Source organism: Paracoccus sp. KKT209, assembly GCF_055635455.1.
In genome coordinates this window covers 3,184,487-3,209,639 of the sequence record NZ_CM145758.1, presented here as the reverse complement: position 1 = coordinate 3,209,639, position 25,153 = coordinate 3,184,487, and the positions used below count along the sequence as shown (strand labels likewise).

29 protein-coding genes and 1 riboswitch are annotated in these 25,153 nt (G+C 68.1%); of the genes, 14 read left to right on the top strand and 15 right to left on the bottom strand.

The genetic code is table 11. The features are described from left to right. Positions 1–7: 7 nt before the first annotated feature. Both ACZ2G3_RS15885 and ACZ2G3_RS15880 read right to left on the bottom strand, forming a co-directional pair. Positions 8–880, bottom strand: a complete 873-nt coding sequence (locus ACZ2G3_RS15885; protein ID WP_419268468.1) for a phosphoribulokinase — start codon at positions 878–880, stop codon at positions 8–10. A 7-nt stretch (positions 881–887) separates the two neighbouring features. After that, entirely contained in the window at positions 888–1,883 is a 996-nt protein-coding gene (locus ACZ2G3_RS15880) for a class 1 fructose-bisphosphatase (protein WP_470396947.1), read from the bottom strand. Positions 1,884–1,983: 100 nt separating this feature from the next. Between ACZ2G3_RS15880 and cbbR the strand changes: the two genes are divergently transcribed. Continuing rightward, complete coding sequence (gene cbbR / locus ACZ2G3_RS15875; RefSeq protein ID WP_470396946.1) at positions 1,984–2,913, top strand: LysR family regulator CbbR; 930 nt, start codon at positions 1,984–1,986, stop codon at positions 2,911–2,913. A 9-nt stretch (positions 2,914–2,922) separates the two neighbouring features. Here the strand turns inward: cbbR and ACZ2G3_RS15870 are convergent, their stop codons facing one another. Continuing rightward, the gene (locus ACZ2G3_RS15870) at positions 2,923–3,591 is read right to left on the bottom strand and encodes a flagellar hook capping FlgD N-terminal domain-containing protein (protein ID WP_470396945.1); all 669 of its coding nucleotides are present in this window, start codon (positions 3,589–3,591) and stop codon (positions 2,923–2,925) included. A 9-nt stretch (positions 3,592–3,600) separates the two neighbouring features. Further along, entirely contained in the window at positions 3,601–4,812 is a 1,212-nt protein-coding gene (locus ACZ2G3_RS15865; protein ID WP_470396944.1) for a flagellar hook-length control protein FliK, read from the bottom strand. A gap of 106 nt (positions 4,813–4,918) precedes the next feature. On the opposite strand from ACZ2G3_RS15865, the gene ACZ2G3_RS15860 reads away from it, so the two are divergent. The 11 genes from ACZ2G3_RS15860 to ACZ2G3_RS15810 all read left to right on the top strand — a co-directional run bounded on the left by ACZ2G3_RS15860 (position 4,919) and on the right by ACZ2G3_RS15810 (position 13,942). After that, positions 4,919–5,167, top strand: coding sequence for a rod-binding protein (locus ACZ2G3_RS15860; protein WP_470396943.1), 249 nt, complete (start codon positions 4,919–4,921; stop codon positions 5,165–5,167). Continuing rightward, positions 5,164–5,481: a hypothetical protein gene (locus tag ACZ2G3_RS15855; protein ID WP_470396942.1), complete on the top strand. Its 318-nt coding sequence runs from the start codon at positions 5,164–5,166 to the stop codon at positions 5,479–5,481. The genes ACZ2G3_RS15860 and ACZ2G3_RS15855 overlap by 4 nt, the downstream gene beginning before the upstream one ends. 166 nt (positions 5,482–5,647) lie before the next feature. Continuing rightward, a complete protein-coding gene (locus tag ACZ2G3_RS15850; RefSeq protein ID WP_470396941.1) occupies positions 5,648–6,493 on the top strand; it encodes a flagellin N-terminal helical domain-containing protein in 846 nt (281 codons plus the stop codon). Between the two features lie 66 nt (positions 6,494–6,559). Next, positions 6,560–6,925 (top strand): flagellar biosynthesis regulator FlaF, encoded by a 366-nt coding sequence (locus tag ACZ2G3_RS15845; RefSeq protein WP_470396940.1) that lies wholly within the window; start codon positions 6,560–6,562, stop codon positions 6,923–6,925. Next, the gene (flbT, locus tag ACZ2G3_RS15840; protein ID WP_470396939.1) at positions 6,922–7,326 is read left to right on the top strand and encodes a flagellar biosynthesis repressor FlbT; all 405 of its coding nucleotides are present in this window, start codon (positions 6,922–6,924) and stop codon (positions 7,324–7,326) included. The genes ACZ2G3_RS15845 and flbT overlap by 4 nt, the downstream gene beginning before the upstream one ends. A 7-nt stretch (positions 7,327–7,333) precedes the next feature. Next, complete coding sequence (locus ACZ2G3_RS15835) at positions 7,334–8,113, top strand: DUF1217 domain-containing protein (protein ID WP_470396938.1); 780 nt, start codon at positions 7,334–7,336, stop codon at positions 8,111–8,113. Between the two features lie 138 nt (positions 8,114–8,251). After that, a complete protein-coding gene (carB, locus tag ACZ2G3_RS15830) occupies positions 8,252–11,590 on the top strand; it encodes a carbamoyl-phosphate synthase large subunit (protein WP_470396937.1) in 3,339 nt (1,112 codons plus the stop codon). A 59-nt stretch (positions 11,591–11,649) separates the two neighbouring features. Continuing rightward, positions 11,650–12,360 (top strand): DUF4747 family protein, encoded by a 711-nt coding sequence (locus tag ACZ2G3_RS15825; protein WP_470396936.1) that lies wholly within the window; start codon positions 11,650–11,652, stop codon positions 12,358–12,360. Between the two features lie 28 nt (positions 12,361–12,388). Continuing rightward, a protein-coding gene (locus tag ACZ2G3_RS15820) for an IS5 family transposase (protein WP_470395968.1) occupies positions 12,389–13,146 on the top strand; the annotation gives its coding sequence in 2 pieces (ribosomal slippage) (positions 12,389–12,710 and positions 12,710–13,146; 759 coding nt in all). Between the two features lie 13 nt (positions 13,147–13,159). Next, positions 13,160–13,390: a DUF4747 family protein gene (locus ACZ2G3_RS15815; RefSeq protein WP_470399165.1), complete on the top strand. Its 231-nt coding sequence runs from the start codon at positions 13,160–13,162 to the stop codon at positions 13,388–13,390. A 6-nt stretch (positions 13,391–13,396) separates the two neighbouring features. After that, the gene (locus ACZ2G3_RS15810) at positions 13,397–13,942 is read left to right on the top strand and encodes a hypothetical protein (protein WP_470396935.1); all 546 of its coding nucleotides are present in this window, start codon (positions 13,397–13,399) and stop codon (positions 13,940–13,942) included. A 22-nt stretch (positions 13,943–13,964) separates the two neighbouring features. On the opposite strand, the gene ACZ2G3_RS15805 is transcribed toward ACZ2G3_RS15810, so the two are convergent. Then, positions 13,965–14,510: a BrnA antitoxin family protein gene (locus tag ACZ2G3_RS15805; RefSeq protein WP_470396934.1), complete on the bottom strand. Its 546-nt coding sequence runs from the start codon at positions 14,508–14,510 to the stop codon at positions 13,965–13,967. A 230-nt stretch (positions 14,511–14,740) separates the two neighbouring features. On the opposite strand from ACZ2G3_RS15805, the gene ACZ2G3_RS15800 reads away from it, so the two are divergent. Continuing rightward, complete coding sequence (locus ACZ2G3_RS15800) at positions 14,741–15,940, top strand: CAP domain-containing protein (RefSeq protein WP_470396933.1); 1,200 nt, start codon at positions 14,741–14,743, stop codon at positions 15,938–15,940. Here the strand turns inward: ACZ2G3_RS15800 and cobF are convergent. The 6 genes from cobF to cbiE all read right to left on the bottom strand — a co-directional run bounded on the left by cobF (position 15,937) and on the right by cbiE (position 21,250). Next, the gene (gene cobF, locus ACZ2G3_RS15795) at positions 15,937–16,677 is read right to left on the bottom strand and encodes a precorrin-6A synthase (deacetylating) (protein WP_470396932.1); all 741 of its coding nucleotides are present in this window, start codon (positions 16,675–16,677) and stop codon (positions 15,937–15,939) included. The genes ACZ2G3_RS15800 and cobF overlap by 4 nt on opposite strands. Continuing rightward, positions 16,674–17,339: an energy-coupling factor ABC transporter permease gene (locus ACZ2G3_RS15790; RefSeq protein WP_470396931.1), complete on the bottom strand. Its 666-nt coding sequence runs from the start codon at positions 17,337–17,339 to the stop codon at positions 16,674–16,676. Before ACZ2G3_RS15790 ends, cobF begins: the two co-directional genes overlap by 4 nt. A gap of 36 nt (positions 17,340–17,375) precedes the next feature. Then, positions 17,376–17,594: riboswitch (cobalamin riboswitch) on the bottom strand. Between the two features lie 20 nt (positions 17,595–17,614). Then, positions 17,615–18,940, bottom strand: a complete 1,326-nt coding sequence (locus ACZ2G3_RS15785) for a cobyrinate a,c-diamide synthase (RefSeq protein WP_470396930.1) — start codon at positions 18,938–18,940, stop codon at positions 17,615–17,617. Positions 18,941–18,951: 11 nt separating this feature from the next. Continuing rightward, positions 18,952–19,725, bottom strand: a complete 774-nt coding sequence (gene cobM / locus ACZ2G3_RS15780; protein WP_470396929.1) for a precorrin-4 C(11)-methyltransferase — start codon at positions 19,723–19,725, stop codon at positions 18,952–18,954. Beyond that, positions 19,722–20,078, bottom strand: a complete 357-nt coding sequence (locus ACZ2G3_RS15775; RefSeq protein ID WP_470396928.1) for a cobalamin biosynthesis protein — start codon at positions 20,076–20,078, stop codon at positions 19,722–19,724. Before ACZ2G3_RS15775 ends, cobM begins: the two co-directional genes overlap by 4 nt. Further along, a complete protein-coding gene (cbiE, locus tag ACZ2G3_RS15770; protein ID WP_470396927.1) occupies positions 20,060–21,250 on the bottom strand; it encodes a precorrin-6y C5,15-methyltransferase (decarboxylating) subunit CbiE in 1,191 nt (396 codons plus the stop codon). The genes ACZ2G3_RS15775 and cbiE overlap by 19 nt, the downstream gene beginning before the upstream one ends. Here cbiE and ACZ2G3_RS15765 point away from each other — a divergent pair. After that, positions 21,249–21,998, top strand: coding sequence for a cobalt-precorrin-6A reductase (locus tag ACZ2G3_RS15765; protein ID WP_470396926.1), 750 nt, complete (start codon positions 21,249–21,251; stop codon positions 21,996–21,998). The genes cbiE and ACZ2G3_RS15765 overlap by 2 nt on opposite strands. Here the strand turns inward: ACZ2G3_RS15765 and cobJ are convergent. Genes cobJ through ACZ2G3_RS15745 form a run of 4 tightly spaced genes read right to left on the bottom strand, consistent with a single transcriptional unit; the run spans position 21,968 to position 25,140 of the window. Beyond that, positions 21,968–22,702 carry a precorrin-3B C(17)-methyltransferase gene (cobJ, locus tag ACZ2G3_RS15760; protein WP_470396925.1) on the bottom strand — a complete coding sequence of 245 codons (735 nt, stop codon included), beginning with the start codon at positions 22,700–22,702 and terminating at the stop codon, positions 21,968–21,970. The genes ACZ2G3_RS15765 and cobJ overlap by 31 nt on opposite strands. Then, positions 22,699–23,442, bottom strand: a complete 744-nt coding sequence (locus ACZ2G3_RS15755) for a precorrin-2 C(20)-methyltransferase (RefSeq protein WP_470396924.1) — start codon at positions 23,440–23,442, stop codon at positions 22,699–22,701. The genes cobJ and ACZ2G3_RS15755 overlap by 4 nt, the downstream gene beginning before the upstream one ends. Positions 23,443–23,446: 4 nt before the next feature. Then, a complete protein-coding gene (locus tag ACZ2G3_RS15750; RefSeq protein WP_470396923.1) occupies positions 23,447–24,076 on the bottom strand; it encodes a precorrin-8X methylmutase in 630 nt (209 codons plus the stop codon). Beyond that, complete coding sequence (locus tag ACZ2G3_RS15745) at positions 24,076–25,140, bottom strand: precorrin-3B synthase (RefSeq protein ID WP_470396922.1); 1,065 nt, start codon at positions 25,138–25,140, stop codon at positions 24,076–24,078. The genes ACZ2G3_RS15750 and ACZ2G3_RS15745 overlap by 1 nt, the downstream gene beginning before the upstream one ends. Between the last annotated feature and the right edge of the window lie 13 nt (positions 25,141–25,153).

The window sequence follows — 25,153 nt, the reverse complement described above, 5'->3', positions numbered from 1 at the left end:
ATCCTCCTCAGGCGCGTTTCGCGTCGCTGACCAGCCGCAGGATCATCGGCGTCAGGATCAGCTGCATGGCCAGGTCCATCTTGGGACCCGGAACGACGATGGAATTGGCACGGCTCATCCAGGACCCGTCGATCATCTGGGTCAGGTAGGGGAAATCGATGCCGCGCGGGTTGCGGAAGCGGATCACCACCAGGCTTTCATCCGCCGTGGGGATCCAGCGCGCGATGAACGGATTGGACGTGTCCACCACCGGCACCCGCTGAAAGTTGATGTCCGTCTGGGTGAATTGCGGGCAGATGCAGTGCACATAGGCGTGCATCCGGCGCAGGATCGTGTCGGTCACGGCCTCGGTCGAATAGCCCCGGCTGGCCTTGTCGCGGTGGATCTTCTGGGTCCATTCCAGGTTTATGACCGGCACCACGCCGATCTTCAGGTCGGCCAGCACTGCCAGGTTCACCCGGTCGTTGACCACCGCCCCGTGCAGCCCCTCGTAGAACAGGACGTCGCTGCCGTCCTCGAAGGGCGCCCAGTCGGTGAAGGTGCCGGGGGCGGTGCCCCAGCGTTCCGCCTCGCGGTCGTCATGGACATAGTGACGCGTCTCGCCGGTGCCGGTCTCGCCATAGACGCGAAAGATGTCCTCCAGCTTTTCCAGCTCGTTGGCGTCATAGCTGAAATGGCTGAAGGTCGCGTCGCCCGCCGCCAGTCGGCTCTCCAGCTCCGCCTTCATGGCGGCGCGGTCATGGCGGTGAAAGGCATCACCCTCGATGCTGACCGCCGTGATGCCCTCGCGGCGAAAGATCTGGTCGAAGGTCGACTTGACCGTGGTCGTTCCCGCGCCGGACGAGCCTGTGACCGAGATGATGGGATGCTTCTTGCTCATGGATACCTCAGGCGCGGAACAGGCCGCGATGGCCGAACAGGGCCGAGACCTCGGCCTCGGGCAGGTCATGATAGCCGGCGACGCGGTCCACCTTGTCGGCGCTGCCGAAGATCAGGGGGGTGCGGCCGTGCAGGCTGGCGATGCGGGCGTCCAGGATCGGCAGGGCGCCGTCGGTGGCCCGTCCGCCCGCCTGTTCGATGACAAAGGCGATGGGCGCGCATTCATACAGCATCCGCAGGCGGCCGCGCTCATAACCGGGCCGACCGTCGGCGGGGTACAGAAAGATGCCGCCGCGCATCAGGATGCGATGCGCCTCGGCCACCAGGCTGGCGATCCAGCGCATGTTGAAATTCTTGGCGCGCGGCCCCTCGGCGCCGGCCAGGCAGTCGTCGATATAGGCCCGGACCGGCCGCGGCCAGTGGCGATAGTTCGAGGCGTTGATGGCAAACTCCGCCGAAGCCGCCGGCAGCGTCACCCGCCCCTCGGTCAGGTCAAAGCAGCCGGTGTCGGGGTTCAGCGTGTACAGCTGCGTGCCCGCGCCGAAGCTGACCACCAGGCAGCAGCGCGGCCCATAGATGACATAGCCGGCAGCCAGCAGGTCGCGGGCCGGACGCAGAAAGCTGGCCTCGGCGGTCGCCTCCGCCGGATAGATCGCAAAGATCGTCCCGATCGACACGTTGGTGTCGATGTTGGAGGATCCGTCCAGCGGGTCGATGGCCAGGGCCAGCCCGCCCTGCGGCTGGAGGGCCACGGGATCGGCCCGTTCCTCGCTGGCATACCAGCCCAGGCCCGCGGATTGCAGCGCGTCCAGGAACAGTGCATCGGCCTGCAGGTCCAGCGCCTTCTGCCCGTCGCCGTCGGTGTTCGTCCCGACCTGCCGCCCCAAATCGGAACTGCCGCTGCGGATCACGCCGGACAGGGTCACCGCCCCCCGCGCCAAGGCTTGCATGAAGGCTTGGAAACGGTCGGGGATCTGGGTCGTGTCGATATGTGGCGCGGTCATCGGCCCCTCCCTCGGCGTCGATCGGCATGAAGGGAGATTGACAGTCGAAGAAGTTTTGGAAAATTCAATAAGGCAGAACCGGATTTCAGGAAACGTGAAGATGCGCACCGATGCCTTGACCCTCCGCCAGCTGCGCGCCCTGCGGGCCGTCGCCGACAGCGGCAGCCTGACCCTGGCCGCCGCCCAACTTGGGCTGACTCCGCCCGCGGTCCACAGCCAGCTGAAATCGCTGGAGGATCTGGCCGGCGCCGCGCTGCTTCAGCGGGCCGAACACGGCGCCTTCCGCCCCACGCCCGAGGGTGAGGCCCTGCTGCTGGCCGAGGCGCAGGTCGCGACCGCCCTGGCCCGTGCGGGGCGCGAGGTGGCGGCGCTGCGCCAGGGCCACAGCGGCAACGTGGTCCTGGGGGTGGTCTCGACCGGCAAGTATTTCGCGCCCTTCCTGGTCGCGACCCTCCAGCGCGCCCTGCCGCAGATCGAGGTGACGCTGCGGATCGGCAATCGCGACGCGATCCTGGCCGCGCTGTCAGGGGACGAGCTGGACCTGGCCATCATGGGCCGCCCGCCGCGCGAACCCGCGGTCATCGCCGACCCCCTGGGACCGCATCCCCATGTCATCATCGCCGCCCCCGACCATCCGCTGGCGGCCCAGGACCCGGTGACGCCGGGCGACCTGCTGACCCAGACCTTCCTCTCGCGCGAGGAGGGGTCGGGCACGCGCATCCTGATGACCCGCTTCTTGGACCGCATCGGCGAGGGCGCCACCTGGCGCGCGGTCGAGATGGGCACGAACGAGACCATCAAGCAGGCCGTGATCGCGGGCCTCGGCATCGCCCTCATCTCGCAGCACACCTGCACCGAGGAATTGCGCAGCGGCCGGCTGGTCGCGCTCTCGGCCATCGGCCTGCCGATCCAGCGCAGCTGGTACCTGCTGCATCGCGCCGACCGCGCCCCCAGCCCCGCGACGGAACGCATCCGCGCCAGCATCACCGGCCTTGGCGGCAGCTTCCTGCCCCGCCTGGCCCCCGCGTGACCGCCCCGCTCAGGCCGGATCGCGCAGCGCGGTGATCTCGGCCGCCGGGGCCGATCCGCCGCCCTGAAAGACGACGCGCCCGCCCTCGGCCCCGACCTGCGCCTCGACGATGCGGGCATAGGCGCCAGCACGGCTTTCCTCGATCTTCTCGCCGCCGCGCCAGCTTTCCACCGCAAAGCTGTAGAGGCCGTCGGACAGCTTGCCGCCGCCCTCGCCGCGCCCGAACCAGTCCACCTGGCCCGACCCCGGTCCGATCTCCTCGCGCGCGACCTCGCGGCCCTGCTCGTTCCGCGTGACCAGCTGCACGCTGTCGGCCTGCGCATGCGGCGCCACCTCCAGCGTCAGCGGCTGCTCCCCGAACCAGACCGGCGCCGTGGTCCGCGCCTCCTTGCCGATCCAGCCGGCAATGCCGCCGATGCCGCCCGCGCCTGTCTGCCCCGCCATCTGCGCCAGGTACTTGTTGCCCAGGGCCTGCTGCTCGACCCCGGCAAAGGTCGCCAGCTGGATGGCGAAATCGGTGCTCTGCATCGGGTTCATCGGGTCCTGATTCTTCAGCTGCGCCGTCAGCATGCGCAGGAAGGTCTCGAAATCCGCGCCCGCGCCCGCGCCGGCCAGGCTGCCGCCGGTAATGCCGGTCGGAACCGTCGGGGCCGCCGGGCCGCCAATCGCCTCTACCATTTCTCTCTCCTACAATCTGATATCGAGGCGCCGGTCGCTCAGCGGCGCGGGGGCCGGGCGCAGGGCCGGGCCGGGAAGGGGATCGGGCCCGCCTTCCGCGCGGCCCATGCTGCGGGCGGGCTGCGGCCAGTCGCGCTGCGTGCCCTGGCGGAACTCCAGGCTGCCGGCCGGCACGCCCGCCTCGGCCAGCTGCTGGGTCAAAAGGTCGGCGTTCCGGCGCACCAGGTCCAGCGTCTCGGGCCGCTCGGCCCAGATGGTCACCTGGCTGCGGTCATGCCCCGAAAAGACCAGCCGCAGCCGCCCCAGTTCCTCGGGCGACAGGGCGATGTCGGTGCGGTCGCCGGTCGCGCTGACCCAGGCCTGCGTCACCTGGTTCAGCACCGGCCGCGCCTCGGCCGGGCCGGCAGGTCCGGCAGGGGCCGAGGCCATACGCTCGGGCGCGCCCATCTCCCGCTGCAGGCGGGGCTCGGTCGCCGTCGGATCGGGCAGGGCGGCCAGCCCTTCGGGCAGGGCGCGCGAGGGGGCATCGGGGCGCCGCACCGTCGCCTCCGCAGGGGCAGGGCGCTCCACGGGCCCCGAATCGGCCGGACCTTCGGCGGCAGGCTGCGTCCCCGCCTCCCCCTCGACGGCCGGCACTGCTGCAGGCACGGCACCCCGATTCAGCGCAGGCACCGCCGCGGCGTCCGCCACGGCCCGCTTCGCCGCCTCCGGCATCGCCGCGGGTTCATGATCGGCCTGCGACGCGGGCAAGCCGACCTCCTGCGCCTCAGGCTGAAGAGGCGGCGCCAACTGCGGCACAGCATCGACCAGAGCGGAGTCCAGAGAATCATCCGGCCCCGCCGCACCCTCCGGCAGCGCGGGCAGTTGGACCATCCCCTGTGCCGCAGCCGGTTGCGACGCCACCGCCACAGGCAGATCCGGCAGCGCCAGCCCCCGGGGCAGGGGCTGCGGCGGGGGCTGGAAACCGGCGCTGAGGCCCAGGCTCGCCTCCAGCCAGAATGTCAGCGGGTCGGTGTCGGGCGCGGACGCATCAGCCTCCCCACCCTTTCGGGCCAGCCCCCCCTCAGGCAACAGCATCGTCCCCAAGGGCCAGGCCTGTCCAGGATCTGCCGTCGGAAGGATCGCCAGGAAATCCGCTTCCTCTCCGCCTGCCGCGGTGGGCTGCCACAGCATCGCCTCAGGGCGCGCAGGCGGGGTCGAAATGGGAAGAAGATCGGTCATCCAAAAGCCTCGCGGGGTTTTTTCCGGAATACCTCTCATTCCTTACCAATAATTTACCGCCCCCGGATAATTCTGACGCCGTGCTCGAATATTGCAAAAGGGTGTCATGCAAATAGAAGCAATTTCCGCGGTACAGACGCCGCCCCCGCCCGGTGCCAAAGTCGCCGATCAGCTTGAACAGGCATTCCTTGAGGAAATGCTGAAATATTGCGGCCCCGGTGCATCGGAGGGGGGCTTTTCCGGTGGCGCCGGAGAGGAGCAGTTCGCCAGCTTCCTGACGCGCGAACATGCAGCCCTGCTGGCCGGGCGCCTGGACCTGGGCTTCGGGCGCATCCTGTCGGGGCAAGTGCAATGAGCCGCGCCCTGACCCGGCATGTGGCCCAGATCCGCGCCGCGCTTTTGTCTGGTGATGCCCAGGCTGCGCTGGCGCGGATCGACGACCTGGTCCGCAGCGCCGCCCGCCAGGGCGTCGCCCCCGACGCGCGCGAGACGCTGGAACCCGCCCTGGCCGAGCTGCGCGACCTGGCGCAGGCCGCGCTGCAGGGCGCCCAGCAGGCGGCCGAGCGGGTCCGCGCCATCGTCCAGGCCGCGCGCAGCCTGCAGACCTATGATTCCCGCGGCCGGCGCCATGTGACGACCACACAGGCCAACCTTCCGCAGCGCTTTTAGTAAAATGCGCCAAAAGGTTTGTTTGAGCGAATGGAGGGAATTCACTAGTTGTAAATCACCGGCAGTTAGAACGGTGACATGCCAAGGAAAGGCGCAGGGCAACCGCCCGATCGGTCAGAAGGCCTCATGCAAACCCGGTGCAAAGCACCTTTGATGGATTGAGAATATGACCAGCATTCTGACCAACAACAGCGCGATGGTGGCCCTTCAGACCCTGAAGAGCATCAACTCGCAGCTGGGTAAAACCCAGAGCGACATCGCGACCGGCAAAACCGTCGCCAACGCCAAGGACAACGCCGCTGTCTGGGCGATCTCGAAAGTCATGGAAACCGACCAGTCGTCCTTCAAGACGATCCAGTCGAACCTGAACGTGGCGGATGCCGTGGTGGGCACCGCCCGCGCCGGCGCCGAGCAGATCACCGACCTGCTGAAGGAGATGAAGAACCTGGCCATCGGTGGCGCCAACGACTCGGCGGACTTCGGAAAAATTCAGACCGACGTTGCGGCGAAGCGTGCGCAGATCGCTTCGATCATTGGGGCCTCGCAACTCAACGGCATCAACCTCTTGAAGACCGACGTCAACGGTGCAGGTGCAGCAAGCTTCACCGTCTTGGGATCGTTGGACCGGGTAAACAACGCTCCTGGGACGACGGCCGGGAACATTGTGGTGGCAGGAGTTGATTTCCAAGCCAACATCGAAGCTGGAACCGTCACCGCAATTACTGATCGTGCGAGCGCACAAACGGCGGTTGGTCAGATTGAAACCCTGATCAACACTGCAGTTCAGGGCGCCGCCAGCTTGGGCTCCTCTGGCAAGCGCATCAGCGACCAGTCGAACTTCGTCGGCAAGCTGGCCGACTCGCTGAAAACCGGCATCGGCTCGCTGGTCGACGCCGACATGGAGGAATCCTCGGCCCGCCTCCAGGCGCTGCAGACCCAGCAGCAGCTGGGCATCCAGGCGCTGTCGATCGCCAACCAGGCGCCGGGCGCCGTGATGTCGCTGTTCCGCTGATAAGGCCGGCGGGCGCCTTCGGGCGCCCGCCATCCCCATGATCCTACCAGAACGGGAAGAACGATCTTGAACGCGGTAACGCCACTGAACGACCATGGCTACAGATCCGCCGGCCTGCGCACGGCGCGGGACGCGGAATATGACATCTTTTCGCGGGTGACGCGCCTGCTGCGCCAGGCCCCGCGCCAAGCCGACAACCCGGACACGATCCAGGCGGTCTACAAGAACACCGAGCTGTGGGCGCTGCTGGCGGCCGACCTGGCCGAGCCCGGCAACGCGCTTCCCGACCAAACCAAGGCGGGCCTGATCTCGCTGGCCGGTTTCGCGATCCGACACGGCCGCGCCGTGACGCAGGGCGATGCCCGGACCGATCCGCTGATCGACATCAATCTCAGCATCATGCGCGGCCTGCGCGGCGAGGGGGGCGCATGAGCGGCCTGGTCCTCAAGCTTGCCCCGAATGAACGCGTCCTGATCAACGGCGCCGTGATCGAGAACGGCGACCGCCGCGCCCGGATCGCCATCAAGACCCCCAACGTGAACGTGCTGCGCCTGCGCGACGCGATCCATCCCGACAGCGCCCGCACCCCCGTCTCGCGCGCCTGCTATATCGCGCAGCTGATCCTGTCGGGCGACGCCGACCCGGTCGAGGGGCGCCGCCAGCTGCTGCTGGCCATCGAGCAGCTGAGCCAAGTCTTCGAGGATCGCGACAGCCGCGTCCTGCTGGCCGAGGCCACCGAGGCCGCGGTGGGCGACAACGCCTACCAGGCGATGCGCAAGCTGCGCGACCTGCTGCCGCGCGAGGCACGCCTGTTCGCGGCCGTACGACAGTGAGTCCGGCATGAGCATGCCCATCGTCATCGGGATCAGCGGCATCGCCGGCTGGAAGATCCTGCAGCGCAGCGAGGCGCGGCAGATCCAGTCCATCGCCAAGGACCCGGTGGTGCAACGCTCGACGACCTACTTCCGCGAGAACATCGCGCGCGCCACCAAGGCCGAGGAGCTGGTCAAGGACTACCGCCTGCTCAGCACCGCCCTCTCCGCCTTCGGGCTGGAGGGGGACATCGCCAACAAGGCCTTCATCCGAAAGGTGCTGGAGTCCGACCCCGCGGACAAGAAGTCGCTGGTGAACCGGCTGGCCGACAAGCGTTACCTGCGCCTGGCCGAAGCCTTCGGCTATGGCGGGACGAAACCCAGGGAAGGCTTGGCCGACACGGTGGGACAGGCCTTCGTGCAGCGCGAATACGAGCGCCGCGTCGGAGAGGGTGACGAGACGATGCGCCTGGCGCTGAACGCCCGGCGCGAGTTGGGACAGTTGGCCGGGCGCAGCTCCAGCGACCGGACGCTCTGGTTCGAGGTGCTGGGCAACCCGCCGCTGCGCAAGGTCTTCGAAGGCGCCTTCGGGTTCAGCGAGTCCTATGGCCGGCTGCCCATCGACCGCCAGGTCGAGGAATTCACCCGCGCGTCGGAACGCATCCTGGGCAGCGCCAGCTTCAAGGACCTCACCCAGCCCCAGGTCGTGGACCGGCTGGTGCAGAATTACATGTCCCGCTCGCAGCTGACCGTCTCGCCTGTCCCCAACCGCTACAGCGCCGCCCTGACGCTGCTGTCGGGCGGCTGATCAGGCCCGGCCCGAACGGCTGCCCAACCCCGCGCACTTTCCCGGGTTCCGGTGACCGCCGCACCTTGCGCCCCAGCCCTGCTTGGCTATAACCCCGGACGATTTGCCGAACCAACCAGTCAGCCCGGGGGCAGGACCATGCCGAAAAGAACCGATATCAAATCGATCCTGATCATCGGGGCAGGACCGATCGTCATCGGGCAGGCCTGCGAATTCGACTACTCCGGCGCCCAGGCCTGCAAGGCCCTGCGCGAGGAAGGCTACCGGGTCATCCTGGTCAACTCGAACCCCGCGACGATCATGACCGACCCGGAAATGGCCGATGCGACCTATATCGAGCCCATCACCCCCGAGGTCGTCGAAAAAATCATCGCCAAGGAACGCCCCGACGCGCTGCTGCCCACCATGGGCGGGCAGACCGGCCTGAACACCGCGCTGGCCCTGGCCGACAGCGGCGCGCTGAACCGCTACGGGGTCGAGCTGATCGGCGCGCAGCGCAGCGCCATCGAGATGGCCGAGGACCGCAAGCTGTTCCGCGAGGCGATGGACCGCATCGGGCTGGAAAATCCCAAGGCCACGATCATCGCCGCTCCCAAGCTGGCCAGCGGCAAGTACGACGTCTCGGCCGGGGTCGCCCAGGCCATGGAGGCACTGGAGGAGATCGGCCTGCCCGCCATCATCCGCCCTGCCTTCACCCTTGGCGGCACTGGCGGCGGCGTCGCCTACAACCGCGACGACTATGAACGCATCGTGCGCTCGGGTCTGGACGCCTCGCCCATGGCGCAGGTGCTGATCGACGAAAGCCTGCTGGGCTGGAAGGAATTCGAGATGGAGGTCGTGCGGGATCGCAACGACAACGCCATCATCGTCTGCGCGATCGAGAACGTCGACCCGATGGGCGTGCACACCGGCGACTCGATCACCGTCGCCCCCGCGCTGACCCTGACCGATCGCGAATACCAGATCATGCGCAACGGCTCGATCGCCGTGCTGCGCGAGATCGGCGTCGAGACCGGCGGCTCGAACGTGCAATGGGCGATCAATCCGGCCGACGGCCGCATGGTCGTGATCGAGATGAACCCGCGCGTCAGCCGCTCGTCCGCGCTGGCCTCCAAGGCCACCGGCTTCCCGATCGCCAAGATCGCCGCGAAACTGGCCGTGGGCTATACCCTGGACGAGCTGGACAACGACATCACCAAGGTCACGCCCGCCAGCTTCGAACCATCGATCGACTATGTCGTGACCAAGATCCCGCGCTTCGCCTTCGAGAAGTTTCCGGGATCCAAGCCCGAGCTGACCACCGCGATGAAATCCGTGGGCGAGGTCATGGCCATCGGCCGCAGCTTCCACGAGTCGCTGCAAAAGGCCCTGGCCTCGATGGAAAACGGCCTGACCGGCCTCGACGAGATCGCCATCGAAGGCGCCGCCGACCAAGGCAAGCCCGCCGTCATCGCGGCGCTCTCTAAGGCCACCCCGGACCGCATCCGCGTCGTCGCCGAGGCGATGCGCTTCGGCCTCAGCAACGATGAAATCCACCGCGTCACCCGCTTCGACCCCTGGTTCCTGGCCCGCATCCGCGAGATCGTCGACGCCGAACATGTCGTGCGCGAGAACGGCCTGCCCCAGGACGCCGACGGCATGCGCCGCCTCAAGATGATGGGCTTCACCGACGCCCGCCTGGCGCATCTGGCCAAGCGTGACGAGGCCGACATCCGCCGCGCCCGCCGCAACCTCGACATCCGCCCCGTCTTCAAGCGCATCGACACCTGCGCGGCCGAGTTCGAGGCCCAGACCCCCTACATGTATTCGACCTACGAAGCCCCCGCGATGGGCGACGTGGAATGCGAATCCCGCCCCACCGCGGCCAAGAAGGTCGTGATCCTCGGCGGCGGCCCCAACCGCATCGGCCAAGGGATCGAGTTCGACTATTGCTGCTGCCACGCCTGCTTCGCGCTCACCGACGCGGGCTACGAAACCATCATGATCAACTGCAACCCGGAAACGGTCAGCACCGATTATGACACCTCGGACCGGCTCTACTTCGAACCGCTGACCTTCGAACATGTGCTGGAAATTCTGCACACCGAACAGCAGAACGGCACCCTGCACGGCGTCATCGTCCAGTTCGGCGGCCAGACGCCCCTGAAACTGGCCAACGCGCTCGAGGCCGAGGGCATCCCGATCCTGGGCACCACCCCCGACGCCATCGACCTGGCCGAAGACCGCGAACGCTTCCAGAAACTGCTGAACGACCTCGGCCTGAAACAGCCGATCAACGGCATCGCCAGCAGCGACGACCAGGCCATCGCCATCGCCGAACGCATCGGCTTCCCGCTGGTCATCCGCCCCTCCTACGTGCTGGGCGGCCGCGCGATGGAGATCGTGCGCGACATGGACCACCTGCGCCGCTACATCACCGAAGCCGTGACCGTCTCGGGCAAAAGCCCGGTCCTCCTCGACAGCTACCTCTCAGGCGCGATCGAGGTCGACGTGGACGCCCTCTGCGACGGCGAAGCCGTCCATGTCGCCGGCATCATGGAACACATCGAAGAGGCCGGCGTCCATTCGGGCGACAGCGCCTGCTCGCTCCCCCCGCACACGCTGGACGCCGCCACCATCGCGGAACTCAAGGTCCAGACCACCGCCATGGCCCGCGCGCTCAAGGTCAAGGGCCTGATGAACGTCCAGTTCGCCCTCAAGGACGGCGAGATCTTCGTGCTGGAGGTCAACCCCCGCGCCAGCCGCACCGTCCCCTTCGTCGCCAAGGCCACCGACAGCGCCATCGCCTCGATCGCCGCGCGCCTGATGGCGGGCGAACCCATGTCGAACTTCCCCGCCCGCGCGCCCTATCCCGAAGGCGTCGGCCCGGAAACCGACCTGCCCTTCGCCGACCCGCTGACCTTGGCCGACCCGATCACGCCCTGGTTCTCGGTCAAGGAGGCCGTGCTGCCCTTCGCCCGCTTCCCCGGCGTCGACACGCTCCTCGGCCCCGAAATGCGCTCGACCGGAGAGGTCATGGGCTGGGACCGCAACTTCGCCCGCGCCTTCCTCAAGGCGCAGATGGGCGCGGGCACCGACCTGCCGCACCAGGGCCGCGTCTTCCTGTCGGTCAAGGACGCCGACAAATCCGACGCCCTGGCCCAGGCCGCCCGCGACCTGGTCGACATGGGCTTCACCTTGGTCGCGACCTCCGGCACCGCCGACTTCCTCGACGCCCACGGCGTCGCCTCCGAGCGCGTGAACAAGGTCTACGAAGGCCGCCCGAACATCGTCGACCGCCTCAAGAACGACGACATCGCAATGGTCCTGAACACGACCGAAGGCGTCCAGGCCATCGCCGACAGCCGCGAAATCCGCGCCGTCGCCCTCTATGACAAGATCCCCTACTTCACCACGGCAGCCGGCAGCATCGCCGCCGTGGCGGCGATAAAGTCGCGCGAGGAGGGGGAGGTTGGCGTGAGGAGCTTGCAGGCTTAGGAGTGGACTTGCATCGGATTTGTGTTTAGCGTTCTCCGATAATGTTCGGGGAACTTTAAATGGCGCGTAATTCAAAAAGTGAAGTCTCAGTAATAAATCTGCGAATTCAAGATGGTTATGAGCGTAATTACAATGCTTTAATTGAGACAATTCTTTCTCTCAAAAAGGGCGTAAAAATTCACGGCGACAAATTTTTGGCTTTGACTGATTTTGACGCTAGCACAGGCGTCGGCGTTTTTTCGAAATACTCTGAGATCGATATTGATAAAGACTGGTTTGATGTCGAAGATTTTGGTGTGGCTACACAAGATCTCGTAAATCAAATCAATATCCCTGAGAATTTAAAGCCAAATCTCAGTGCGTTTTATTTTGAACTAGATGCTGACCTTCACACCATCGTATTCGAAACATATTCTTTTTCTAAAAGCCTGAGCGGAAAATCTGTAGAGAAATTTTTCCGCGAAATTTTACAGAGTGATGTGATAGTAGAGCGATTTGGGCCTATCGAGGCAGATCTTGTTAAAGACTATGCTGAAGTTGAGCGCCTGCTATCGCTCCCCCAGCTTAAGCAACTCGAACTAGTCATAAGGCTGCCAAACCCAGAGGATCTTTCGAAAGGCCTTGCGGAGCGCATCGAAAAGCGGCTTCGTGAGCAGAATGCAGAAGAGTATGTCGAACAATTAACGTCGACTGATAGCGACGGCTTGGCCCCAAACGAGCGAACCCATACACTAGGCTCCAGACCCATTGATTTTACGCCCTTTGCGTGATTCAGGCCGCCGCAAGGAGACCTGATCGATGAGCAACCTGTTCTGGCTGACCGAGGCGCAGATGGCGCGCCTTCGCCCCTACTTCCCCAAGAGCCATGGCCGTCCCCGAGTTGACGATCTGCGGGTGCTGAGCGGCATTATCTTCATCAATCGCAATGGTTTGAGATGGTGCGATGCGCCGAGTGAATATGGACCTGCCAAGACGCTTTATAATCGCTGGAAGCGCTGGAGTGACAACGGGGTCTTCGCCCGGATCATGGTCGGCCTGGCCGCCGAGAGCACCGATCCGAAGACAATCATGATCGATGCAACCTATCTGAAGGCGCATCGCACGGCTTGCAGCCTGCGGGCCAAAAAGGGGGGCGCAGTCGCCAGATTGGTCGAACGAAAGGCGGCATGAACACCAAGCTGCACGCCGTCACCGATGCGAAAGGCAGACCTATCCGGTTCTTCATGTCGGCAGGACAGGTCAGCGACTACACCGGCGCAGCGGCGCTTCTGGACGGCCTGCCGCAGGCTGATTGGTTCTTGGCGGACCGAGGCTATGATGCTGACTGGCTGCGAAAAGCGTTGCAGGACAGAGGGATAAAAGCTTGTATCCCTAGCCGGAAGTTGCGCAAGAAAACCGTGAAATACGACAAGCGCCGCTACAGAAGGCGCAATCGCATCGAGATCATGTTCGGGCGGCTGAAAGACTGGAGACGTGTCGCCACGCGTTACGACAGGTGCCCGGAGACATACCTCTCCGCAATAGCATTGGCCGCAACCGTCCTATTTTGGCTGTGATCAAGAACGAGTCCTGAGCCTAGCCAAAGTTGCGGCTGAGAATGGTGAGGTTAATGCGAAAAGCGTTGTCAACGGCGTGTTGAAGTCTCACACTACAAGTGAGGATCCATTAAAGCTAGTAGAGACGTTCAGTTCTGAAGATAGGTCAGCACGAGATGTATTCCTGACTTTGGCAAAGCGGGCTGCCGCACTCATACGTAGAAAACGGGCTGAAGTTCAGCAAGGCGACGCGCAAGAATGGTAAGTCGCCATGTTTGAAAATCTTGCACTACTGTATCGTCACCATGGCGGGTTGCGAGAAATCCTAACTGCACCTTATTTTTGGTCAGCCGCGATTTTTGCATGTGTTGCACTATTTTCAGGACCTAGCGGCGCATGGGCAACCATTGCACTGGCTACTCTGCCGTCGCTGGCAGGGTTCTCAATTGCCTCTTTCGCTCTGATTTTTTCTGTCATCGACAAGGATACATTCTCGGCACTGGCACCGAAGGATGAGACCGGAAAGTCACCGCTACTTCAAACAGTAGCAGTATTTGTTCACGTAGTATGCGTTCAAGCAGTGACGCTATTAATTTCGGCCTTCCCAAAGATAGAGAGTGTAGGAGTGTGGGGCTACGTCAGCGATGCTGCTATGGCAAGGGCGCCTCATATCTCCTCTGAGATTTTTTTCTATGCACCTTGGGTAACTACATTTTTTGGCTACCTACTTGCATTTTACTCGTTGATTATGGTCGTTGCATTAGCACTTTCAGCCTTTAGGCTGATTGTTATCCTTGCAAAAGTTCGTACGCGTTAATCTATTTATTTTTTCTATCCAGTTATAACCCCCTCCGCCCCTTCATCTCCTCCAGCAAAGCCCGCTTCCCCGCAGCACTCATCCGCCGAGGCCCCTCCATCGGCACCCCCGGCCCGTCCAGGGGCAGGGGCGCCTCGCCCATCTCGGCCCAGGCCGCCTCCTCGGCGCGCTGCAGGTCGCCGAATTCCGGGCGCGGGCCGTCCAGCCCCTCACCCGCGCGGCGCGACAGGTAGTCCATCGTCTCGGCCCCCTCGATCAGCCCCGCCAGCCGCGCATGCATCCAGGCGCTGACGATCCGGTTCACCCGCACCTGCCAGTCCGGCCCCATCGAGCGAAAGAACGCCACCACATCCGCATCCAGCCGCAGCGTGACCCGCGTCTTGGCGACCCGCCCCCGCTCCTGCGCGATCCGGTGCCACTCCTCGGGAATCCGCGTCCGGGCCAGGACCGTGCTGTGCAGGTCCCATTCCAGCATCCGCATCGCGTCCGCCATATAGTGGTAATTCGCCCGCCGCGCCCCCTCGCTCCGCGCCGCGCCCCCGCCCGTCATCCCCGCCTTGCCTGTCATCCCGCCCCACCCTCCGGCCCGATCCGCACCCCAGCCTGTCGCTGGCACGTTAACGGGGCCTTAACCGGCCGGACGTTGTCGGTGTACGTCCGGTGCACGCGCGGTGCCCGCCCCGTGCACCCCCCGTGCGGCCCGTCGGCAAGGATCTGCACGCCACGGACAATTTGAACAAATTGTCATCCCAGGCGGCGGCCTGTCATGGCAATCTGCCCCCGATCCCAGAGGTGCAGATGACCCAAGCCAGTCCCGACGAACGCTATTTCCTCAGCCTGATCAATGCCGAGCGTGCCCGCCACGGGCTGAACCCCGTGCAGCTGGAAACGCACCTGAACACCGCCGCCGAATCGCACAGCCGCTGGATGCTGCGCACCGACATCTTCTCGCACACCGGCAGCAACGGCTCTGACGCCACCGAACGCGTCCAAGCCGCTGATTATCCTTTGGAAACCTCGTGGCGCGTGACCGAGAACCTGGCCCTCATCTCCATCGACCGCGACGACAGCCTGCGGGACGAGGTCCAGGCCCTGCACCGCAACCTGATGAACAGCCCCGATCACCGCGTCAACATCCTGGACCCCAATGTGACCCATGTCGGCATCGGTCTGGAGGTCGGAAGTTACCAAGGTCACCAGGTGCTTATGGCCACCCAGAACTTTGCCCGCACCATGGGCCATGTCGAGCTGGACGTGGCGCCTGGCATCACGATCTCCACCCTCGACGCGCCCGACCTGGCCGCGCCCGAGCCCTCCAAATCCGCCTGGCTGGCCCGTGTCAGCGCGCCCAACCAGACAGATACCGGCACCGACGCCCATGACGACATCTTGGGCAGCAGCGCCGGCGACAGCCTGTGGGGCCTGGGCGGCGACGACTGGATCGCCGGTGGCGATGGCAATGACGTCCTGCGCGGCGGCTATGGCAGGGATGTCCTGCTGGGGCAGTCGGGGGACGACCGTCTCTCTGGCGGCGGGGGTCCCGACCGGCTGTCCGGAGGGTGGGGGCATGACACGCTTGCGGGCGGCTATGGCAACGACCTCATGACCGGCGGCCGGGGGCAGGATCACCTGATGGGCCAGCGCGGGCATGACCGCCTGTTCGGAGGCCCGGGCGATGACCGGCTGGAAGGCGGGGCAGGCAATGACAGGCTGTTCGGCGGGTCGGGCCGGGATGTGCTGACGGGTGGATCGGGTTCGGACCTGTTCATCTTCAGGGGTGCGGTCGGGCTGGACAAGATCACGGATTTCCAGCCCGATGTCGACCGGATCCTGATCGACAAGGCGCTGATCGGCAACGACCTGAGCCTGTTCGTCAAGGAGCAGATGCGCGAAACCTCGCGCGGCGTCATCATCGAGCTGTCCTCGGGCAACCGCATCGCCGTCGTGGGCAGCGACCTGACGGTGGCGGACGTGGCCGACGACATCTTCCTGTTCTAGGCGCGCCGCAGCAGATAGCAGTCCATGATCCAGCCATGCGCCGCGCGGGCCTCGGCGCGGTGGCGGATGATCCGCGGGCCGGCCTCGGACAGCGGCCCGTGGTCGAGGATCTGCTGCTCCATCTCCAGGAAGGCGCCCCACCAGATCCGGACCCCCTGCGCGGGGAGGGTCTGGAAGGCGCAGCCCCCGTCCAGCATCACCACCAGCGTGTCGGCGCCAGCGGGCCACCCGTGGTCGCGCAGCATGCGCCCCGTGGTGATCTGCACCGGGGCGCCCAGGTCGTTCAGCGGGATCGCATGCGCCGCGCATAGCGCCTGGATCGCGGTGATGCCGGGGATCACCGTCACCGCCAGATCCAGCCGTGCGGCGATCCGCAGGCTGCTGTCGTAAAGCGACGGATCGCCCCAGACCAGCAGCGCAACCCGACCGCCTTGGGGCAGGTGCCGGCTGATCTGGGCCTGCCAGGCCAGCGCGATCGCATCGTGCCAGCGCTCGACCGCGCCCAGATAGTCGGGATCGTCCGCATCGCGGCGGGGCAGGTCGAACTCGGCCAGGCGGACCGGCGCGCCGGTCAGGTGCCGGTCCAGCATGGCCCGGCGCAGGCCCGCCAGGTCGGCCTTGTCCTCGCCCTTCAGGGGGATCAGCACCAGGTCCGCGCCCTGCAGGGCCGTGATGGCCTGCAGGGTCAGGTGAGCGGGGTTGCCTGTCCCGATGCCGATCAGGGTCAGCTGAATCATGCGAAAAGGCGCGGCGTCACCAGCGCGCTGCCGCGCAGTCCGCGCAGCGACTTGGCCCCCGCCAGGACCGCCAGATCGACCAGCGGCTCTAGCGCAATGACCAGCAGATAGGCCGCGCCGAAGGCCGCGATCCCGCCCCAGGCCTCGGCGCCCTGGCCGTAAAAGGCCCAGAAGGCGACCCAGGCCACGATGCCGCCTTGGAAGGCGGTCGACAGCGCCAATGCCTGCGCATAGCTGAGGTCCACATAGGCGGTGCCGGGCGCGATGATGCGGCGCGCCAGGGCGGCGACGGCGAACAGCGGCGCCAGCAGCGTGGTCACGTTCATGCCGTATTGCGGCAGGTCCGTGGGCGCGAAGGCCAGCCCCTGGATCAGCAGGCCCAGGGCCAGCCCGATCGCGGCGGGCGCCGCGCCGAACAGCAGGAACAGGGTCGAACCCAGGATCAGGTGCACCTCGGACACGCCGACCGGGGCGGTCGGCAGGACCTGGAAAAAGACGAAGGTGGCGGCCGTGGCCAGGCTCGTGCGCGCGGCCAGCGCGGTCAGGCCCCGGTCAAGCAGGGCGCCGAACGCCAGTTTCAGCGAATAAAGGCCGGCGGTTGCGGCGGTGGCATAGCTCAGCACGATCTTGGCGCCGGCGACGATGCCCGGTTCGATATGCATGGTCAGTCTCCTGTGGCCGTCACACCCGACGGCGATGAAGGTTTCGCCTGCATGGCCGGTCTCCTGGCTTGCGGGTCAGGGCGCGGCGTCGGCCTTCCCGGGGGAAACCCCAGTGGCATGGGTGACGCGCGCTCTCCGCATACAGTCGCGGGGGCGGCTGGGGCTTCGGGCGCCGCGATTGGGTCCGCCCTTCCCCATTCCCGATGAAGCCCGACGCTGAGGCGTCTGACGGGCACCAAACAGACCCTCACCTAGACGCGATCACCCGGCCTGCGTCAAGTCGCCGCCGGGGCGATCAGGTGAAAGAAGGTGCCGGTGACCTGCCCGCCGCCGGGCAGGGCGCGGTGGCTGCCGGTTTCCGGCACGGGCGCGCCGGTCGCGTCGGTGACATGGGCCAGGGGCGCGTCGGGCTGCGACAGGATCGAGGCATAGTGGAACTCGTGCCCGCGCAGCGGCTGCCGCCCCAGTCCGGGCAGCGCCGCATGGGGTTCGGCGCGGCGATAGCCCAGGTGCATGCGGCGTTTGGCATAGCTGGTTTCCAGACCCAACAGGCCCAGCATCCGGTGGCGCACGCCCTCGGCATCCACCAGACCCGCGCCAAGCGCCATATAGCCGCCGCATTCGCCATGAACCGGCCGCGTGTCGGCAAAGCGGTGCATTGCCTGCCGAAAGCGGTCGGCCGCCGCCAGCCGGGGCGCGTGCAGTTCGGGATAGCCGCCCGGCAGCCAGCAGCAATCGGCGCTGTTGTCGGGGACCTGATCGTCCAGCGGCGAAAAGGGCAGGATCGTGGCGCCCGCACGCCTCCAGGCCTCCAGCACATGCGGATAGGTGAAGGAAAAGGCCGCGTCGCGGGCCAGCGCGATCCGCCCGCCCGGCGGGGTCAGGGGCAGCGGCGCGGAGGCATCGGGCAGGGCACGATAGGCGGCGGCCGCGACGATGGCGTCGAGGTCGCCATGCGCGGCCACGAAATCGCCGGCATGGTCCAGGATCGCCTGAAGGCCGGCGGTTTCCTCGGCCTGCACCAGGCCCAGGTGGCGTTCGGGCAGGGTGATGTTTCCCTGGCGCGGCAGGCTGCCCAGGACACGGATGCCGGCCTCGGCCATGCCCTCGCGGATCAGCGCGTCATGGCGGGCCGAGGCGACGCGGTTCAGCACCACGCCTGCAAAGGGCAGGTCCGGGCGCAGCGTCGCAAAGCCCCGCGCGGTGGCCGCTGCCGATTGGGCCTGGCCGCCGACGTCCAGGATCAGCACCACGGGCCAGCCCATCATCTGCGCGATCTCGGCGCTGGAGCCGATGCCGGTTTCCCCGGCCCTGGCGACCCCGTCGAACAGGCCCATCGAGCCTTCGGCCAGGATCAGGTCGGCAGGCGGCTGCCCCGTCACATGGGCCACGATCCGCCCCGGCTGCATCGCCCAGGCATCCAGGTTGAAGGACGCCCGTCCGGAGGCCGCCAAGTGAAAGCCCGGATCGATATAGTCTGGCCCTGACTTGAAGGGCTGCACCGCCAGCCCCTGCCGGCGCAGCGCCGTCAGCAGGCCCAGCATCAGCATGGTCTTGCCGGTCCCCGAGGCCGGGGCCGAGATCATCAGGCCGGGCGTCATCGCGGCGGGCCTCATTCCGGGAACCGGGGGTCGGCGCCGACCGGGCGATAGCGGCGGTCGTAATCGGCGGCGTAAAGGCGGCTTTCCTCAAAGCCCTCGGCCGCCAGGGCGCGGCCCACCAGGATCAGCGCGGTGCGGTCGATCCCCTGCGCGCGGGTCTGGACGTCGGCCAGGGTGGCGCGGATCACGCGCTGGTCGGGCCAGCTGGCGCGCCAGACGACCGCCACCGGGCAATCACCGCCGTAATGGGGCAGCAGATCGGCCACCACCCGGTCCAGCGCATGGATCGACAGGTGGATCGCCAGGGTCGCCCCGGTGGCAGCGAAGGCCGCCAGCGTCTCGCCTTCGGGCATGGTCGAGGCGCGGCCGGGGGTGCGGGTCAGCACGACCGACTGCGCCAGGCCGGGCAGGGTCAGCTCGGTTTCCAGCGCGGCGGCGGCGGCGGCGAAGGACGGCACACCGGGGGTCACCTGAACGGGAATGTCCAGCGCGCGCAGGCGGCGCAGTTGTTCGCCCATCGCGGACCAGACCGACAGGTCGCCCGAATGCAGCCGGGCGACGTCATGGCCTGCGGCATGGGCCACGGCGATCTCGTCGATGATCTGGTCCAGGCTGAGGGGCGCGGTGTTCACGATCCGCGCGCCGGGCGGGCAATGCGCCAGCAGGGCCGCGGGAACCAGGCTGCCTGCATAAAGGCAGACCGAGCAGGCCGCGATCAGGTCGCGCCCGCGCAGGGTGATCAGGTCGGGTGCGCCGGGGCCGGCGCCGATGAAATGGACGGTCATGGAACCTCTGCGATGGCGATGGTGACAAGGCCGCAGGCCGACACGCGGCGGGGGGCCGACAGGCGTGCACCGGGACCTGCGGCGGCCAGGGCTGCGGCCTCGGCGACGGACCCGGTGCCGTGCAGCGCCTCGATCCGGGCCGAGCGGGTGGGGGTGGCGATGCCCGCGACGTCGACGATGTGCAGCGGCAGGTCCAGCAGGACGGCCAGCGGGCGCAACTGGTCGGCCCGCTGCGCGATCGTCGCCAGCGCATCGGCACCCCCCGCCGCCGCCAGTGCCGCGGCCAGCGCGTCGCGCGTCGTCCCGGCGCGGCAGCCGAAGCCCGCGACGCGCGTCATGTCGTGACCGCCCATTGCACCACCGGGCGCAGCGGCTGCCAGCCGCGCATCCCGCCCAGGGGGGCGGCGCGCGCGATCTCGATCCGGGTCAGGTCGCCGCCGTGGCGGGCGTGAAGACCTGTCAGCAGTGCCTCGGTCTCCAGGGTCACGGCATTGGCGACCAGCCGGACGCCCTGGGGCAGGGCGGGCCACAGCGTCTGGAGCAGAGCCGCGCTGGCGCCGCCGCCGACAAAGACCGCATCCGGCTCGGGCAGGCCGGCCAGCGCCTCGGGGGCGGCGCCTTCGACGATGCGGACGCGATGGGCCAAACCGAAGCGGTCCAGGTTTCCGGCGATCAGCGCCAGACGGTCGGAACGCGGCTCGATGCAGATCGACCGCCCCCCCGCCAGCGCCCATTCGACCGAGATCGACCCCGATCCGCCGCCGATGTCCCACAGCAGGGCGCCAGCCTGCGGCAGCAAGGCCGCCAGCGTCAGTGCGCGGACCGGCGCCTTGGTGATCTGGCCCTGATGGTCGAACAGGTCATCGGCGCGTCCGGCTGCGGCGGACAGCCCGAAGCCGCGCGGCAGGTCGGCGCCGTCCAGCGCCACCGCGACCGGAGCCGCGATGTCAGTCAGGGCAAAGCCGTCGGCGCTGGTGCCCCGGATGCGTTCGGCCGGGCCGCCAAGGCGCTCCAGCACCGTCATGCGGACGGCCCCGGCGCCCTGGTCGCACAGCCAGGCGGCCAGGGCTGCGGGCGCGTCGCCGTCGCGCAGGGTGGCGATGATCCGGCAGCCGCGCAGCAGATGCGGGCGCAGCCGGGCCAGTGGCGCGGCGTGCAGGCCAAGGGTCACGCAATCTTCCAGCCGCCAGCCAAGCCGCGCGGCAGCCAGGGACGGCACGCCCGGTGCCGCAAGGGCGCGCCATTCGCCCGGCGCCAGATGCGCGGCCAGGCTGCCGCCCGCCCCGAACCAGAAGGGATCGCCCGAGGCCAGCACCGCCACCCGCTGCCCGCGCAGCGCCAGCACCGGCGCCACGTCGAAGGGCACGGGCCAGGCCCGGCCGCGCGCCCCCACCCCCGCCAGGTCCAGGTGGCGCGGGCCGCCAAAGACGACCTTTGCCGCCGCCAGCGCATCGCGGCTTGCATCCCCCAGCCCGGCCGCGCCATCTTCGCCCATGCCGATGATCGTCAGCCAGGGGTCAGACATGAAACGCGTCCTGCTGCTGGGCGGCACCACCGAGGCCAGCGACCTGGCCCGCCTGCTGGCCGGGGCAGGGATTGACGCCGTCTTTTCCTATGCCGGGCGCACGGCCGCGCCGGTGACCCAGCCCCTGCCGATGCGGATCGGAGGTTTTGGCGGCGCCACCGGGCTGGCGGACTGGCTGCGAAGCGTAGGCATCAGCCATGTAATCGACGCGACCCATCCCTTTGCCGCCCGGATGAGCCACAATGCCCATGCCGCCTGCACGGAGCTGGGGCTGCCGCTGCTGGCGCTGCAGCGGCCCGCGTGGCAGCCGGGGCCGGGCGATGACTGGCAGCCGGTTCCCGACATCGCGGGTGCCGTCGCGGCCCTGCCCGACCGGCCCGCGCGGGTCTTTCTGGCGATCGGCAAGCAGAACCTGGACCCCTTTGCCCGTCTGCCCCATGACTGGCTGCTGCGCCTGGTCGATGCCCCTGACAGCCCGCCCCTGCCGCGCGCCCAGGTGGTCATCGCCCGCGGTCCCTTTACCGTGGATGGCGACCGCAGCCTGATGGCCGCGCAGCGGATCACCCACCTGGTGGCCAAGAACAGCGGCGGGGCGGGGGCCAGCGCCAAGCTGCAGGCGGCGCGCGACCTGAGGGTGCGGGTGGTGATGATCGACCGGCCCGCGCTGCCCGACCGGGCCACCGTCGCCACCCCGGCCGAGGCGCTGGACTGGCTGCATCAGACCACCCCCGCGCTGCGCGGCGTATAGACCCAGGGGCCCACTCGGCGCGTGGCGCTGTTGCCGACCAGGACCACGGTGCGCATGTCCGCCATCTGCGGCTCGGCCTCGGCCAGCGTCACGATCCGCAGCGATTCATCCGGGGTGGTGACGGCGCGGGCGAAGATCATCAGGCGCGCCGGTTCGCATTCCTGGCGCAGGACCTCCAGCACGCGGGCAAAGCCCTCGGGGCGGCTGGCCGAGCGGGGGTTGTAGAAGGCCATCGCGAAATCGCCCCGCGCGGCATGGCGCAGGCGGTGTTCGATCAGCGCAAAAGGCTTGAGGTTGTCCGACAGGTTGATGGCGCAGAAGTCATGTCCCAGGGGGGCGCCCGCGCGTGCGGCGGCGGCCAGCATGGCGGTGATGCCGGGCAGGATGCGGATGTCGGCCAGGTCGCCGCCCGCCTCGACCGCCTCGAACAGGGCCGAGGCCATGGCAAAGACCCCCGGATCGCCTGACGACACGATGACCACCCGCCGCCCCGCCGCCGCCAGATCCAGCGCCAGCCGCGCGCGGTCCAGCTCCACCCGGTTGTCGGAGGCGTGCAGCACCAGCCCCTCGCGCGCGGCGATGCGCGCGACATAGGGGATATAGCCCACGATATCGGTGGCCTCCGCCAGCGCGGCCGAGACCTCGGGCGTCACCAGTGCCTCGGCGCCGGGACCAAGGCCCGCGACGGCGATCCAGCCGCTCATTCGGCGACCTGGGCCAGCGCCACGGGGCGGCGGCCCTGGCCATGCACCAGCACGATGGCGAAATAGGGGCAGTCGGCGGCCTCGACATCCGCCAGGCGCAGGATGCGCTGGCCGGGCATGGTGCCGCGCTCGATCAGCCAGGCGTCGTCCAGCCGGCCCGCCATGGTCAGGGCGCGGCGCACCTTGGGCAGGTTGCGGCCGGTCTTCATCACCACCAGCGCGTCCGAATGCTGCATGTGGCGCAGCATCTCGCCCTCGGGCAGGGTGCCCATGACCACGGTCAGCACGTCATCGCCCCAGGTGATGGGCGTGCCGCTGGCGTTCCAGCAGCCGACCATGCCGGGGATGCCCGGGATCACGGTCACCGTCACCCGATCCCTCAGCCGCACATAAAGATGCATGAACGAGCCATAGAGGAACGGGTCCCCCTCGCACAGAACGACGACATCATCGGTCGCGGCCAGCGCCGCCAGCCGGTCGGCCCAATGGTCGTAGAAATCGGCCAGCAGCCGGTTGTAGTCGGGGCTGTCAAAGGGGATCTCGGTCGTGACGGGGTATTCCATCGGGTATTCGGCCGCGGCCGTCGCCAGCATTCCGTCAACGATGCGGCGCGCCTGGCCCTGGCGGCCGGGCTTGCGGAAATAGGCGACGTGGCGCGCCTGCCGGATCGCCCGGTCGGCCTTGACCGAGATCAGGTCGGGATCGCCCGGCCCCAGGCCCGCGCAGATGATCTGTCCCATGCGGCTACTCCTTCCGGCTGGCCAGCGCGTTGATGGCGGCGACGGTGATGGCCGAGCCGCCAAGCCGTCCCTGCACGATGACGGCGGGCGCGGGCGGGGCGGCCATCAGCGCGTCCTTGGATTCGGCGGCGCCCACGAAACCCACCGGGCAGCCGATGATCGCGGCCGGGCGCGGGCAGGCCGGGTCCTCCAGCATGTTCAGCAGGTGGAACAGCGCAGTCGGCGCATTGCCGATGGCCACCACTGCGCCATCCAGTTCCGGGCGCCACAGTTCCAGCGCGGCGGCGCTGCGGGTGTTGCCCATGTCGCGCGCCATGTCCGGCACGCGCGGGTCGTGCAGCGTGCAGATCACCCGGTTCCCGGCGGGCAGGCGGGTGCGGGTCACGCCCTCGCTCACCATGCGCGCGTCGCAGAGGATCGGCGCGCCTGCCGCCAGCGCGGCGCGGGCGGTTGTGGCCATGCCGGGGGTGAAGCGCACGTGACGTTCCAGCCCGACCAGGCCCGCGGCATGGATCATGCGCACGACCACCGGCTCCTCGTCGGGATCAAGGCCCGCCAGGTCGGCCTCGGCGCGGATGGTGGCGAAGGACTGGCGATAGATCGCGGCGCCGTCCTTTTCGTAATCGTGAGGCATCACAGAACCCTTGGCAGCTGGTCGGGGTGAAGGCCGCGCAGCACGGCCGGGTCGGCCGCGCGGCCGTGGCGGATCAGATCGAAGCCCGCCGGCGTGGCGGTCAGGGTCAGGTCGGCGGGACGCGGCCAGCCGCAGCCCTTGGCACAGCCCGACACATGCAGCACCGCGCCCGGCGGGACAAGACCCGCCAAGTCGCGCGCCAGGGGCCGGGTCGCGGCATGGGCCTGCGGGCAGGCCGGGGCGCCGGGGCAGGCGCGCAGGCGCAGGCGGGGGTCCTGCGGGTCCAGGATTACACCGGGCAAGTCGGGCAGGGTGCGGGCGCCCTGCACCAGCAGCATGCGCCAAGGCGTCAGCCGCAGCGGCCCCAGCCGCGACAGGCGGCGCAGCGTATCGGGCGGGACCTGACCGAATTCCAGCGCCGCCAGCATCCCCTGTGCCGTGGCCCCCGGCTGCGCGACGGGCGCGGCGGCGGGGGCGGGCAGGTCGGCATCCGGCGGCCGCGCGCCTTGGGCGATCAGCGCGGCCATGCGCCCCCGGCCAGCGGGCGCGCCGCCCTGGTCCAGGAACCACTGTGCCAAGGCCAGCGCTTCGGTCACGTCGTGCAGGGGGGCCGCGGTCGCCATGCCATCCGCCCTCAGCGTCAGCCCTTGGGGGCCGCGCTCGATGCGGATATCGGCGGGGTCGCGGGTCAGGACGGGCAGCGGCCCGGCATCGACGGCAAAGCCGAACTTGGCCGGCAGCATCAGCCCGCTTGCGGCCAGCGCGGCCTCCAGCGCCGCAGCAAGGGCATCCGTCGCGGCATCGGCAAAGGGCGTGACCAGGATGTTGCGCCGCCGCTCGGCATCCATATCGGCGTCGATCAGGTCCTGCGCGCGCAGGGCGGCGATCAGCGGGGCGTGGCTGTCGGGCGTCACGCCGCGCAGTTGCAGGTTGGCACGGCCGGTCAGCTCGATGATGCCGTTGCCCTGCGCCTCGGCCGCGTCGGCGACGGCTGCGGCTTGGGCCGCGCTCAGCCGGCCGCCGCGCGGTCGCAGCCGCACCACCCATCCATCGCCGGATTCCATCGGCCGCAGCGCG